General features: G+C 69.8%; 9 protein-coding genes. 6 read left to right on the forward strand and 3 right to left on the reverse strand.

From position 1 onward, the window contains the following. The first annotated feature begins 143 nt into the window (after positions 1–143). The 4 genes from ABTY98_RS04555 (at position 144) to ABTY98_RS04570 (ending at position 6645) form a co-directional block, all read left to right on the forward strand. Positions 144–425, forward strand: a complete 282-nt coding sequence (locus ABTY98_RS04555) for an acylphosphatase (RefSeq protein WP_352219379.1) — start codon at positions 144–146, stop codon at positions 423–425. Positions 426–808: 383 nt separating this feature from the next. Next, positions 809–1012: a hypothetical protein gene (locus ABTY98_RS04560; RefSeq protein ID WP_093498859.1), complete on the forward strand. Its 204-nt coding sequence runs from the start codon at positions 809–811 to the stop codon at positions 1010–1012. A 248-nt stretch (positions 1013–1260) separates the two neighbouring features. After that, positions 1261–4968: an SMC hinge domain-related protein gene (locus tag ABTY98_RS04565; protein ID WP_352219380.1), complete on the forward strand. Its 3708-nt coding sequence runs from the start codon at positions 1261–1263 to the stop codon at positions 4966–4968. Between the two features lie 258 nt (positions 4969–5226). Further along, positions 5227–6645 (forward strand): sugar porter family MFS transporter, encoded by a 1419-nt coding sequence (locus ABTY98_RS04570; protein ID WP_352219381.1) that lies wholly within the window; start codon positions 5227–5229, stop codon positions 6643–6645. Between the two features lie 466 nt (positions 6646–7111). Here ABTY98_RS04570 and ABTY98_RS04575 read toward each other — a convergent pair whose 3' ends face one another. Together ABTY98_RS04575 and ABTY98_RS04580 are read right to left on the reverse strand one after the other, a co-directional pair. Further along, a complete protein-coding gene (locus tag ABTY98_RS04575) occupies positions 7112–8083 on the reverse strand; it encodes an LLM class flavin-dependent oxidoreductase (protein ID WP_352219382.1) in 972 nt (323 codons plus the stop codon). Positions 8084–8138: 55 nt separating this feature from the next. Next, the gene (locus tag ABTY98_RS04580; protein ID WP_352219383.1) at positions 8139–9608 is read right to left on the reverse strand and encodes a cytosine permease; all 1470 of its coding nucleotides are present in this window, start codon (positions 9606–9608) and stop codon (positions 8139–8141) included. A gap of 128 nt (positions 9609–9736) precedes the next feature. On the opposite strand from ABTY98_RS04580, the gene ftsY reads away from it, so the two are divergent. Beyond that, positions 9737–10930 (forward strand): signal recognition particle-docking protein FtsY, encoded by a 1194-nt coding sequence (ftsY, locus tag ABTY98_RS04585; RefSeq protein WP_352219384.1) that lies wholly within the window; start codon positions 9737–9739, stop codon positions 10928–10930. A 233-nt stretch (positions 10931–11163) separates the two neighbouring features. Here ftsY and ABTY98_RS04590 read toward each other — a convergent pair whose 3' ends face one another. After that, the gene (locus ABTY98_RS04590) at positions 11164–11820 is read right to left on the reverse strand and encodes a bifunctional DNA primase/polymerase (RefSeq protein WP_352219385.1); all 657 of its coding nucleotides are present in this window, start codon (positions 11818–11820) and stop codon (positions 11164–11166) included. 457 nt (positions 11821–12277) lie between these two features. On the opposite strand from ABTY98_RS04590, the gene nsdA reads away from it, so the two are divergent. Continuing rightward, positions 12278–13762 carry a transcriptional repressor NsdA gene (gene nsdA / locus ABTY98_RS04595; RefSeq protein WP_352219386.1) on the forward strand — a complete coding sequence of 495 codons (1485 nt, stop codon included), beginning with the start codon at positions 12278–12280 and terminating at the stop codon, positions 13760–13762. Positions 13763–14086 lie beyond the last annotated feature (324 nt).

Below are 14086 nucleotides of genomic sequence, written 5' to 3' on the forward strand. Positions count from 1 at the left end.
CCGGTGTGGCCAATGACTCCTTCTGGTCAACCAGACTCACTCGATCGAGTGAGTTTCAGATGAGATTCATTGGGTCGGGACGGTACCGCATGGCGGTGAAGGCGGAAGTGTTCCGAGTGACATTGGCCGGTTAGGTTGCACACATGAGCGAGGATGTACGACTGGTCGCCTGGGTCCGTGGACGTGTGCAGGGCGTGGGATTCCGCTGGTTCACGCGGGCCAAGGCACTGGAGATCGGCGGCCTGAGTGGTTTTGCTCTCAATTTGGGCGACGGCCGTGTGCAGGTGGTCGCGGAGGGCTCCCGGGCGGGCTGCGAAGGGCTGCTCGACTGGCTCCAGGGCGATGACACGCCCGGGCGGGTGGAGGGTGTCACCGAGATCTGGGACACACCCCGCGGCGGTTACGACGGCTTCGCCATCCGCTGACCCCGTCGCGCAAAGCCCCGCAGATGGAAGCGGAGCGAACTGCCACCGGCATGTGCCCGAAGCGGAAATGTCCTGGTGGTTGCCAAGAATCGCTTGTCGTGGCAGGCTCCGCAGACAAAGGTGATCGCCAAGCCCCGAGGGCCCCGCAGGAGTCGCAGCGCCGCCGGTCCTGGGCCGCGCGCGCCCGGGTTCGCCCGCCAATACAGGGCGTGATCGTGTTGACCGTCAAACTTTTTGGTGAGACGCTGAAAGCCCCGCGCACCTTAGCTGTTTGGCATGGAGCAACAGGCGAGTAACACTCGGATGTGTCAAGCACAGCGGGTGCGAATCCCTCACGACCCACACCGCTTCGGTCGGTCACTCAGTGTGGAGGACCATCCATCATGGCAAAGGCGCTTCTCGGTTACGTCGGCGGCTCCGACCCGCGACTCCTCGCCGAGATGCGACGGCTCCAGCAGCGTGTCCAGGATCTCGAATCCGAGCTGGTACGGATTCAGGCAGAGAACGACGCGCTGACGGCTGCCGCTTCTCCCGACAGGATCATGGAGAGCATCGACGCAAACCAGGCGGAGCCTGCGCTCACCTGATCGCTGCATCGCTCCACAACAGCACATGCGGCGGTTGGGCAGCCCTTTCAACCGCTAAGTTCTCAAGATTTGCAAGGGACGCCTCGGCGTCCCTTCTTTCTTGCCTGCCCCCCGCGCGCGGCCCTTTCAGCCCCGCGCATCCTTTCACCTTCTTTAACGTCTGGTGTGCCCTGCATGTTCATGCGCGAAACCGCGAGGTTGCGAGGGTTCGTGGAGTGCGGTAGCGCCGCCGGGTAAAGTCCGACGGCGTGCATCTCAAGGCCCTGACCCTTCGCGGGTTCAAGTCGTTCGCCTCGGCGACCACGCTCCGGTTCGAGCCGGGGATCACGTGTGTCGTCGGTCCGAACGGCTCGGGCAAGTCCAACGTGGTGGACGCGCTCAGCTGGGTCATGGGCGAACAGGGTGCCAAGTCGCTGCGCGGCGGCAAGATGGAGGACGTCATCTTCGCCGGCACCACCGGCCGCCCGCCGCTGGGCCGCGCCGAGGTGTCCCTGACCATCGACAACTCCGACGGCGCGCTGCCCATCGAGTACGCCGAGGTCACCATCACGCGGATCATGTTCCGCAACGGCGGCAGCGAGTACCAGATCAACGGCGACACCTGTCGACTCCTCGACATCCAGGAGCTGCTCTCCGACTCCGGTATCGGCCGTGAGATGCATGTCATCGTCGGCCAGGGCCAGCTCGACTCCGTCCTGCACGCGGACCCGATGGGCCGCAGGGCCTTCATCGAAGAGGCGGCCGGCGTCCTCAAGCACCGCAAGCGCAAGGAGAAGGCGCTCAGGAAACTGGACGCGATGCAGGCCAACCTCGCGCGCGTGCAGGACCTCACGGACGAACTCCGCCGCCAGCTCAAGCCCCTCGGCCGCCAGGCGGCGGTGGCTCGCAGGGCAGCCGTCATCCAGGCCGACCTGCGCGACGCGCGCCTGCGCCTGCTGGCCGACGACCTCGTACGGCTGAGCCAGGCGCTGCAGACCGAGATCGCGGACGAGGCCGCCCTCAAGGAACGCAAGGAAGCCGCCGAGCAGGAGCTGAAAAAGGCACTCCAGCGGGAGGCGCTCCTGGAGGAAGAGGTACGGCAGCTCACCCCTCGCCTCCAGCGCGCACAGCAGACCTGGTACGAGCTGTCCCAGCTGGCCGAGCGGGTGCGCGGCACCATCTCGCTGGCCGACGCCCGGGTGAAGAGCGCCACCTCCACGCCGCCCGAGGAGCGGCCCGGCCGCGACCCCGAGGACATGGAGCGGGAGGCCCACCGCATCCGTGAGCAGGAGGCCGAGCTGGAGGCGGCCCTGGAGGCGGCCCAGCACGCCCTCGACGACACCGTCGCGCACCGCGCCGAACTGGAGCGCGAACTGGCCCAGGAGGAGCGTCGCCTGAAGGACGTGGCCCGCTCCATCGCCGACCGCCGTGAGAGCCTGGCCCGACTGAACGGCCAGGTCAACGCGGCCCGTTCGCGCGCCGGTTCCGCCCAGGCTGAGATCGACCGCCTCGCCGCCGCCCGTGACGAGGCCCAGGAACGGGCGGTCTCGGCGCAGGAGGAGTACGAGGCACTCAAGGCGGAGGTCGACGGCCTCGACGCCGGCGACGAGGAACTGGGCGAACAGCACGAGCAGGCCAAGCTGCGGCTCGCCGAGGCGGAGGCGGCCCTGACCGCGGCCCGTGAGGCGACCACCGCGGCGGAACGCAGCCGCGCCGCGACCCAGGCCCGCCACGAGGCGCTGGCACTGGGCCTGCGCCGCAAGGACGGCACCGGCATACTGCTCGGCGCCCGGGACCGCCTCACCGGGATTCTGGGCCCGGCGGCGGAACTGCTGACGGTGACCCCGGGCCACGAGGTCGCCCTGGCGGCGGCCTTCGGCACGGCAGCGGACGCGATCGCCGTCACCACCCCGTCCGCGGCAACCGACGCGATCCGCCTCCTACGCAAACAGGACGGAGGCCGAGCAGCTCTGCTCCTGTCGGGAGCCCCCGAGGCGCCCCCAAGAGGCGCGGGGAACCAAGCGACCAGCCACGACGGCGCGGCACCTGACCGACGACCCACCACGCCACTCGAAGAAACCGACGTCGAGGCAGCGCCCCGTAGGGGTGCGGGGAACGGCGCGCTCAGCCACCACGAACCCGCACCCGACCGACGACCCACCACGGCACCCCTCTCAGGGGCCTACGCCGCCGACCTCGTCCGCGGCCCCGCCGACCTCATGCCCGCCGTCCGCCGCCTCCTGCACGGCATCGTCGTGGTCGACACCCTCGAAGCCGCCGAGGAACTCGTCCACCGCCACCCCCACCTCACCGCCGTCACCGCCGAAGGCGACCTCCTCGGCGCGCACTTCGCCCACGGCGGCTCCGCCGGCGCCCCCAGCCTCCTCGAAGTACAGGCCTCCGTCGACGAGGCCGCCGCCGAGCTGGAAGAGCTGGCGGTCCGCTGCGAGGCGCTGACCGAGGCCCAGCGGACGGCCCAGGAACACCGCAAGGCGTGCACGGCACACGTCGAGGAGCTGGCGGAACGCCGCCGCGCCGCCGACCGGGAGAAGTCGGCCGTGGCCCAGCAGCTCGGCCGGCTCGCCGGACAGGCACGCGGCGCCGCCGGCGAGGCGGAACGTTCCACGGCGGCCGCCGCCCGCGCCCAGGAGTCCCTCGACAAGGCCCTGGAAGAGGTCGAGGAGCTGGCCGAGCGGCTCGCCGTGGCCGAGGAGATGCCGGTCGAGGAGGAGCCGGACACCTCCGTGCGGGACCGTCTGGCCGCCGACGGCGCCAACGCCCGCCAGACCGAGATGGAGGCCCGCCTCCAGGTCCGTACCCACGAGGAGCGGGTCAAGGGACTCGCCGGCCGCGCCGACTCCCTCGACCGCGCCGCCCGCGCGGAACGCGAGGCACGCGCGCGTGCGGAGCAGCGCCGGGCCCGGCTGCGCCACGAGGCGGCCGTCGCGGAGGCCGTCGCCGCCGGCGCCCGCCAGCTGCTCGCGCACGTCGAGGTCTCGGTCGGCCGGGCCGACCGGGAACGGGCCGCCGCCGAGGCCGCGAAGGCCCGGCGCGAGCAGGAACTGACCGCCGCCCGCAACACCGGCCGCGACCTCAAGGGAGAACTCGACAAACTCACGGATTCAGTTCACCGGGGTGAGGTACTCGGCGCCGAGAAACGGCTGCGGATCGAGCAGCTGGAGACCAAGGCGCTGGAGGAACTCGGTGTGGAACCGGCGGGGCTCTTGGAGGAGTACGGTCCGCACCAGCCGGTGCCGCCCTCGCCCCCCGCCGACGGCGAGGTGCTGCCGGAGGACCCCGAGCACCCGCGCAACCAGCCCAAGTCCTTCCACCGGGCCGAACAGGAACGCCGGCTCAAGGCGGCCGAGCGTGCCTACCAGCAGCTCGGCAAGGTCAACCCGCTTGCCCTGGAGGAGTTCGCGGCCCTCGAGGAACGGCACAAGTTCCTCAGTGAGCAGCTGGAGGACCTGAAGAAGACCCGCGCCGACCTGCTTCAGGTGGTGAAGGAGGTCGACGAACGTGTCGAACAGGTCTTCACGGAGGCGTTCAGGGACACGGCCAGGGAGTTCGAGGGCGTCTTCAGCCGTCTCTTCCCGGGCGGCGACGGGCGGCTGATCCTGACCGACCCCGACAACATGCTCACCACGGGCGTGGACGTCGAGGCCCGTCCGCCGGGCAAGAAGGTCAAGCGGCTCTCCCTGCTGTCGGGTGGCGAACGCTCGCTGACCGCCGTCGCGATGCTGGTGTCGATCTTCAAGGCGCGGCCCAGCCCGTTCTATGTCATGGACGAGGTCGAGGCGGCCCTGGACGACACCAACCTCCAGCGGCTGATCCGCATCATGCAGGAGCTCCAGGAGTCCTCCCAGCTCATCGTGATCACCCATCAGAAGCGCACGATGGAGGTGGCGGACGCGCTGTACGGCGTCTCCATGCAGGGCGACGGTGTGTCGAAGGTCATCAGCCAGCGGCTCCGCTGACCTTGCGTGCGCCGTACATCAGCCAGCCCTGCCTGACCTGCACATCCCCCTCATGACTTCAACTACTGAACACAAAGACCTTCACCGTGCCTTCAAGGTCACAGTGGGATGCCTATTGACTTCGAAACTTGAAGGCATAGTCTCTGCAACGTTGCTTTTACCTTCAGGTGTGAGCGGCGTGAACTTGTGCGCCACTTGACCTGAGAGGGCTCACCCCCACCCCCCGGCAGCGCTGCCGGGTGGCCCGAGGAGTTTCTTGTGACCAGCACTGCGCAGGCACCCAATTCAGGAGCCGGGACGGCTCACCCCGATCATCTCGGGCATGTCATCTTCATCGCGGCGGCCGCCGCGATGGGCGGTTTCCTCTTCGGCTACGACAGCTCCGTCATCAACGGCGCCGTCGAGGCCATCCGAAGCCGCTATGACGTCGGGTCCGCCGCCCTGGCCCAGGTCATCGCCATCGCCCTGATCGGCTGTGCCATCGGCGCCGCGACCGCCGGCCGGATAGCCGACCGGATCGGCCGTATCCGCTGTATGCAGATCGCCGCCGTGCTGTTCACGATCAGCGCCGTCGGTTCGGCGCTGCCCTTCGCCCTGTGGGACCTCGCCTTCTGGCGGATCATCGGTGGCTTCGCCATCGGTATGGCCTCCGTGATCGGCCCCGCCTACATCGCCGAGGTCGCCCCGCCCGCCTACCGCGGCCGCCTCGGCTCCTTCCAGCAGGCCGCGATCGTCGTCGGTATCGCCATCTCGCAGCTGGTCAACTGGGGTCTGCTCAACGCCGCCGGCGGCGACCAGCGCGGCAAGCTGATGGGCCTGGAGGCCTGGCAGGTCATGCTGGGCGTCATGGTGGTCCCGGCCGTCCTCTACGGCCTGCTCTCCTTCGCCATCCCCGAGTCCCCGCGCTTCCTGATCTCCGTGGGCAAGCGCGACCGTGCCCGCGAGATCCTCGAAGAGGTCGAGGGCGACAAGATCGACCTGGACGCCCGCGTCGCCGAGATCGAGCACGCGATGAGGAGCGAGCACAAGTCGACGTTCAAGGACCTGCTCGGCGGTTCCTTCTTCTTCAAGCCGATCGTCTGGATCGGTATCGGCCTCTCGGTCTTCCAGCAGTTCGTCGGCATCAACGTCGCGTTCTACTACTCCTCGACGCTGTGGCAGTCGGTCGGTGTCGACCCGACGGACTCGTTCCTCTACTCCTTCACGACGTCGATCATCAACATCATCGGCACCGTGATCGCCATGATCTTCGTGGACCGCATCGGCCGTAAGCCGCTGGCCCTCATCGGCTCGGTCGGCATGGTCGTCGGCCTCGCCCTGGAGGCATGGGCCTTCTCCTACGACCTGGTCGACGGCAAGCTCCCGGCCGCGCAGGGCTGGACCGCGCTGATCGCCGCCCACGTCTTCGTCCTCTTCTTCGCCCTGTCCTGGGGTGTGGTCGTCTGGGTCTTCCTCGGTGAGATGTTCCCGAACAGGATCCGCGCCGCCGCGCTGGGCGTGGCCGCCTCCGCACAGTGGATCGCCAACTGGGCCATCACCGCGAGCTTCCCGTCGCTGGCCGACTGGAACCTCTCCGCGACCTACGTGATCTACACGATCTTCGCGGCCCTCTCCATCCCGTTCGTCCTCAAGTTCGTCAAGGAGACGAAGGGCAAGTCCCTGGAAGAGATGGGCTGACCCTCGTAACGAGGCCCCCGAACTCGAGGAGAAGGGCCAAGTCCCCGCTGCCCCTCTCCTCGTACCCCCCGCCGCCCCGCCCGGTCACTGCCCGGGCGGGGCGGCGGTTCACACCCACCCGACTTCTCGACCGAGTCGCAGAACAGCCCCACATCTCGACCGCCCGCTGAGTCTCTCTCCCCGCCGCAACGGCGTTTCTGCGCGTCCGCGATCGCGCCTTCCGCTGCCTCATGTGACTTCCGCCGCCCCATGTTCGTCCGCCGCCACGGCGCTCAGTCACGACGGCGGTGGCCGGCGGTGCCAAGCCTTCCACCGCCCTGACTTTGATCGTCGCCGCCCTGATCGCGACTTCCGCTGCCCCGTGTGATTTCCGCCGCCCCATGTTCGTCCGCCGCCACGGCGCTCAGTCACGACGGCGGTGGCCGGCGGTGCCCGCTTCCCGTGCGCCCCCGCGGACAACCCCCCACTACGCCGCCAGCGCCGGAAGCACCGCCTCCGCGAACAGCCGCAGGCTTCGCCAGCCCTCCTCCAGGGGCATGCCGCCCGCCAGGGGGTGCAGGACCAGGTTGTCCAGACCGGCCGCCACGCACTCCTCCGGCGTGAGAATGCGGTAGACGCCCTCCGCGCGAAGTTCCTCCACCGTCGTGGCCGACGAGCGCACCGCCGAGTGGATGTCGCCGGACTGCCAGGACGCGTAGGTCCGGGCCTCGTGCAGGAAATGCCCGCCGCACTGTGCCCACGCCCGGTCCGGGTCCTCGGCGATGTGCAGCAGCGGCGTCTCCGCCGTGGGCATCATCGTCCAGCCCTCGGTGCCGTACTCGGTGAGCTTCTCCTTGTAGTACGCCTCCAGCTCGGGGAGATGCGCGCTGGGGAAGAACGGCAGGCCGAGGCGGGCGGCGCGGCGGGCGGCGGCCTTGGAGGAGCCGCCGACCAGCAGCAGGGGGTGCGGATCGGTGAAGGGGCGCGGTGTGATCCGTACCGTACGGCCCCGGTACTCGAACTCGTCCCCGGTCCACGCCTTGAGTACCGTCTCCAGTACCTCGTCCTGCAGCCGCCCCCGCCGCTTCCACTCCACGTCGAACAGGGCGTACTCCTCCGGCCGGTAGCCGATCCCGGCCACCGTCACCAGCCGCCCTCCGCCGAGCAGGTCGAGCACCGCGATGTCCTCGGCCAGTCGCAGCGGGTCGTGCAGCGGGCCGATCACCGCCGACACGGTCACCGCGATGTTCCGCGTCGCCCCGAACACGGCGCCCGCGAAGGCGAACGGCGACGGCAGCCAGTTGTTGTCGACCCCGTGGTGTTCCTCGGTCTGGACCGTGGTGACCCCGTGCTCGTCGGCGTACGCGGCCATCTCCACGGCGGCCCGGTAACGGGCGCCCAGGGAAGCGGAGTCGGCCCCGGGCTCGACGAGGTTGAAGCGAACGACCGAGACGGGCATGAGAGTCCCCTTCACCTTGGCAGGGCGGCTGCCGGGGACAGTAGCTGACGGTGCGTCAGACAGCCAGGGGTGTGCGCTCCTCGGCCGCCGGCGCCACCGCCGGCTTCGGCAGCACCGCGTACAGCAGACCCGCGACGACGATCGTCGCGATCCACCCCAGCCCGTACCTGCCGACGGGGTTGTTCGCGGCGAGCGGGCCGGTGAACCAGTCGGACGCGGTGAACAGGAGCCCGGCCACCAGTCCGAGCGCCCAGGCCGTCACGGCGGCGGGGGAGAAGCCCGCCCGGTACCAGTAGGCGCTGGTGCGGGTGGTGTCGAGGAGTGCCGTGGCGTCGCACTCCCGACGCCGGAGCATGTCGACGCCGAACACGCCCACCCACGCCGAGAACGCCACCGCCAGCAGGGACAGGAAGGCGATGAAGGAGCCCATGAACGAGGTCGCCGCCAGCATCAGGATCCCGCCGAGGACCAGCGAGATCGCCGCGTTGATGGAGACCGCCCAGTGGCGGGGGAGCCGGAAGCCGAGCGTCTGTGCGGTGAAGCCCGCCGAGTACATCGACATCGCGTTGATCAGGAGCATGCCGACCAGGGCGATGAGCAGATAGGGGACCGCGAGCCACAACGGGAGGATCTCGCCGAGGAAGGAGACCGGGTCGCTCGCCTTGGCGAGGTCAGGTGTCCCGGACGCCATCACCGTGCCCATCAGGACCATGGGGAGTACGACGATCCCGGCACCGCCGACCGTGTTGCGTACGATCGCCGCCGCCGACGCCGTGCTCGGCAGATACCGCGTGAAGTCCGGCGAGGCCGGCGCCCAGCTCATCCCGCCCGCCGCGATCAGCCCGACACCGGTGACCATCGCGGCCGTGGGCCCGGCGTGCCGCCCGAACACCTCGCTCCAGTCCGTCTCCACGATCAGATAGCCGAGGACCAGCAGGGAGAAGGCGCCGAACAGCCAGGTCGCCCACCGGTTGCAGCGCTGCACCGCCTTGATGCCCATGCCCGAGATCGCGAACGTCGTGATCACGAAGAGCAGCAGGGTGACGATGATCAAGGCGGTGTTGCTCCCGATCCCGAAGACGATGTCCAGGACCGTCAGCAGCGCATAGGCGCCGGTCACCGCGTTGATCGTCTCCCAGCCCCAGCGCGCCACCCAGATCAGCGCGCCGGGCAGCAGATTGCCGCGTTGCCCGAAGACCGCGCGGGAGAGGGCCATGCCCGGTGCGCCACCCCGTTTGCCCGCGATGCCGATCAGCCCGACCAGGCCGTACGACACGATCGGCGCGGCGGTGCCGACCACCAGGGCCTGCCAGAAGTTCAGTCCGAACGAGACCGCGAGGCCTGCGCCCATGGTGAGCAGCAGGACACTGATGTTGGCGGCGATCCAGGTGGGCAGCAGTCCCCGGGGTGACGCGGTGCGCTCGGAGTCGGGGACCGGTTCGATGCCCCGGGTTTCGAGGCCGTGGTGCTCCAGCGACTCTTCGAGATGTTCGAGGGCGCCATCGTGGTGGGCGGTGGTGCTCATGGGCAGTCATCGTACTTTAGTCTGATGAATCCCCCTAAAGGGGCCATCCCAATTCGGAGGATCATCCGGAGACTCTCTCGCGAGGGAGCAAAGTCGTGCCCGGGGGAGGGATGGATACTGGACGGGTTATGGAAACCGTCATCCTTGCTGTAGTCATCGCCGTGGTCGTGCTCGGCGCGCTCGGCGGGCTGGTCATCGGCAGCCGGCGCAAGAAGCCGCTGCCCCCGCCGCCCCCCTCCGCGCCCGACATCACCGCGCCCCCGGCCGAGCCGCACGTCGGCGACGAGGCCGAGACGCCACGCGACGAACCGCGCCGGACGATAGAGGAGGTCGACCTTCCCGACGGCTCGGCTCCCGTCGTCGTAGAGGAGCCCCCGGCTCCCGAGATCGAGATCCCCGAGCCCACGGCCGGCCGTCTGGTCCGGCTGCGTGCCCGGCTCTCCCGCTCCCAGAACGCCCTCGGCAAGGGGCTGCTCACGCTGCTCTCGCGCGAGCACCTCGACGACGAGACCTGGGAGGAGATCGAGGACACCCTGCTCACCGCCGACGTCGGTGTGCAGCCCACCACCGAGCTGGTCGACCAGCTGCGCGAGCGCGTCAAGGTGCTCGGCACCCGCACCCCCGTGGAACTGCGCGGGCTGCTGCGCGAGGAGCTGCTCAAGCTGGTCGACACCGACGCCGACCGCGTTGTGAAGACCGAGCCCGCCGACCGCAAGCCGGGCATCGTGATGGTCGTCGGCGTGAACGGCACCGGCAAGACCACCACCACCGGAAAGCTCGCACGCGTGCTCGTCGCCGACGGCCGTACGGTCGTCCTCGGCGCCGCCGACACCTTCCGGGCCGCCGCCGCCGATCAGCTCCAGACCTGGGGTGAGCGCGTGGGCGCCTACACCGTGCGCGGGCCGGAGGGCGGCGACCCCGCCTCCGTCGCCTTCGACGCGGTGAAGGAGGGCAAGGAGATGGGCGTCGACGTGGTGCTCATCGACACCGCCGGGCGGCTGCACACCAAGACCGGCCTCATGGACGAGCTGGGCAAGGTCAAGCGGGTCGTCGAAAAGCACGCCCCGCTGGACGAGGTGCTGCTCGTCCTCGACGCCACCACCGGCCAGAACGGTCTGGTCCAGGCCCGGGTGTTCGCCGAGGTCGTCGACATCACCGGCATCGTGCTCACCAAGCTGGACGGCACCGCCAAGGGAGGCATCGTGATCGCTGTCCAGCGCGAACTGGGTGTCCCCGTCAAGCTCATCGGGCTCGGCGAGGGCGCGGACGACCTGGCACCGTTCGAGCCGGAGGCGTTCGTCGACGCCCTTATCGGTGACTGACCGCCAGGGGGTGGACTTACCACCCTCCGGACCGTGGAGCGGCGCCCGATCCCCGAAGAGCAGCTGGGGACGGGTGCTGCTGTCGTCCTGGGGACCGGCGCCGCTCCCGCGGGCCCGGTTGTTCGCCGCCGTGGTTTCTCGGTGGAAGGGTGCGGTAGCCGGCCGGCATGAAGAAGAGCCCCGCCGCATGGTGCAGATGCGGTGGGGCTCTCCGCTGTCGGCCGCCGTGGCGGCTACGCCCGTGACCGGTGGGCCACGTAGGCCAGCGTCCCCAGCAGCAGCCGGGCGGCCGGCGGCTTCGTCGCCGAGTCCAGGGCCGGTGGCCGCAGCCAGCGCACCGGGCCCAGGCCGCCCCGGTCGGACGGCGGTGCGGTGATGTACGTGCCCGGGCCGAGGCCGCGCAGGTCCAGGGAGGTCGGGTCGTCCCAGCCCATGCGGTAGAGGAGTCCGGGAAGTTCCGCGGCGGCGCCGGGGGCGACGAGGAACTGGGCGCGGCCCTCCGGGGTGGCGGTGACCGGGCCGAGCGGCAGGCCCATACGCTCCAGTCGGACCAGGGCCCGGCGCCCGGCGGGCTCGGCGACCTCGACGACGTCGAACGCGCGGCCGGCCGGCAGCATCACCGCGGCGCCCGGGAACTCCCCCCAGGCCTTGGTGACTTCGTCGAGCGTGGCCCCGGCGGACACCTGGGGCGCGAAGTCCAGCGGATGCGCTCCCGGCGCGGGACAGTCGGTGTGCCCGCACGAACACGCGCCGGCCGCGGCCCGAGCGCCTGGGACCACATCCCAGCCCCACAGACCGGTGAACTCGGCGACGGCAGTGCAATCCGATGAACGACCGCGCCGGCGCGTGCCGGAGCGGATCTCGCGAATGCCGCCGATCGTGAAGCCCATGCCCCCTCCAACGGGTCCGGCGCGCCGGTGGTTACGACACGGAGCGAGACGGAAACGGAACGTGACGCTACGGCTCCGCCTTCCCTCTCGGGCGCAAGGTCAAGGCGGCGCCTGGAAGCGCCTCCGGTGGTGCACCTGGGGCAGTGCGCCCCCGAGTGCATCGCTCTGCCTACTCCCGGCCGTCCTATGTCAAGTGAATCGCGCCAAGGCCATCGTGAGTTCATTCGAAGGGGTGGCGAATGGTGGCGTTTCCGGGATCGCCATGGCTGGAGCAGTGATCGTAGGATTACTTTGAGTGCACGAGGCCTTGGGGCACATGCCCTCGTGGGTATGCCGGAGGCAACTCGGCATCCCGTTCGAAGGGTGAGAACTACCGGACGGGCAGCCGTATTTACTGGCATTCTGATAGGGCTTGGCGCATCCGGCATCAAGTGGTCTCAGGGATGGGGGCGTTCCAGTGGGCGGCAACGACGGAAGCGGGACGACCGCGACCAGTACGGACAAGCGCCCCAATGAGCTGCTCAACTCGTGGTTCGTGCGCAGCGGCTGGTCCAAGGGCGAGCTGGCGCGGCAAGTGAACCGCAGGGCGCGCCAGTTGGGGGCCAACCACATCTCGACGGACACGTCGAGGGTGCGCCGCTGGCTCGACGGGGAGAACCCGCGCGAGCCGATCCCGCGGATCCTCTCCGAGCTCTTCTCCGAGCGCTTCGGCTGTGTCGTCTCGGTCGAGGACCTCGGTCTGCGGGCCGCCCGCCAGTCACCCTCCGCGACCGGCGTCGACCTGCCCTGGACGGGCCCGCAGACGGTGGCCCTGCTCAGCGAGTTCTCGCGCAGCGACCTGATGCTGGCGCGGCGCGGCTTCCTCGGAACCTCGCTGATCCTGTCGGCGGGCCCGTCCCTCATCGAGCCCATGCAGCGCTGGCTCGTCCCCTCGCCCGCCGGCCCGCAGCCGGTCCCCGAGCAGGCGGCCGACTCCCGCCGCCCGGGCCGCCTCTCCAAGCCCGAGCTGGAGCTCCTGGAGTCCACCACGGTGATGTTCCGCCAGTGGGACGCCCAGTGCGGCGGCGGCCTGCGCCGCAAGGCGGTCGTCGGCCAGCTGCACGAGGTCACCGACCTCCTCCAGGAACCCCAGCCCGAGGCGACCACCCGCAAGCTCTTCCAGGTCGCCGCCGAACTGGCCGAGCTGGCCGGCTGGATGTCGTACGACGTCGGGCTCCAGCCCACCGCCCAGAAGTACTTCGTGCTCGCCCTGCACGCGGCCAAGGAGGCCGGTGACAAGCCGCTGGGCTCGTACGTCCTCTCCAGCATGAGCCGCCAGATGATCCACCTCGGCCGCCCCGACGACGCCCTGGAGCTGATCCACCTCGCCCAGTACGGCAGCCGGGACTGCGCGAGCCCGCGCACCCAGTCGATGCTGTATGCGATGGAGGCCCGCGCCTACGCCAACATGGGCCAGCCCGGAAAGTGCAAGCGGGCGGTCCGGATGGCCGAGGACACCTTCGCCGAGGCCGACGAGTGGGACGAGCCGGACCCCGACTGGATCCGCTTCTTCTCCGAGGCCGAGCTCTACGGCGAGAACAGCCACTCCTTCCGCGACCTCGCCTATGTCGCCGGCCGCAGCCCCACCTACGCCTCGCTGGCCGAGCCCCTGATGCAGCGGGCCGTGGAACTGTTCGCCAAGGACTCCGAGCACCAGCGGTCGTACGCACTGAACCTCGTCGGCATGGCCACCGTGCACCTGCTGCGGGGCGAGCCCGAGCAGAGCACGGTTCTCGCCTCCGAGGCCATGGGCGTGGCCAAGAAGGTGCGCTCCGAACGGGTGAACACTCGTATTCGAAAGACGGTGGATTCGGCCGTCCGTGACTTCGGCGATCTCGCAGCGGTCGTCGATCTCACCGAACAGCTCGCCGTCGACCTTCCGGAGACCGCCGAGGCGGTCTGAACCCCGGCACTTCCCAGACCCCGGCCGCGGCCGGCCCTCCCGAACTGCCCGACTCGGCTCCCCCGCGCCAGGTCAGCGGAAGGCCGCCCGGCCGGTTCCATTCCTCCGGGGCCAGGTTGCGCCACGATAACGATCCCGCAGCCGGACATCTCGCAATTCATCTACGCGTAACACGCCAGGCGCCTTCGTCACTCCGGCGAAACAACGAGGGGCACCGACCGAAACCGCGCTGCGCCAATCTCATGGCGCATAACCGGCCCACCCCCCCGCTTGACCGGACCGCTCTCAGGCATCGCCCGCACGCAGGGCCGTACCAATCGACGA

Source organism: Streptomyces sp. NPDC096040 (assembly GCF_040303265.1).
Lineage (GTDB): Bacteria > Actinomycetota > Actinomycetes > Streptomycetales > Streptomycetaceae > Streptomyces.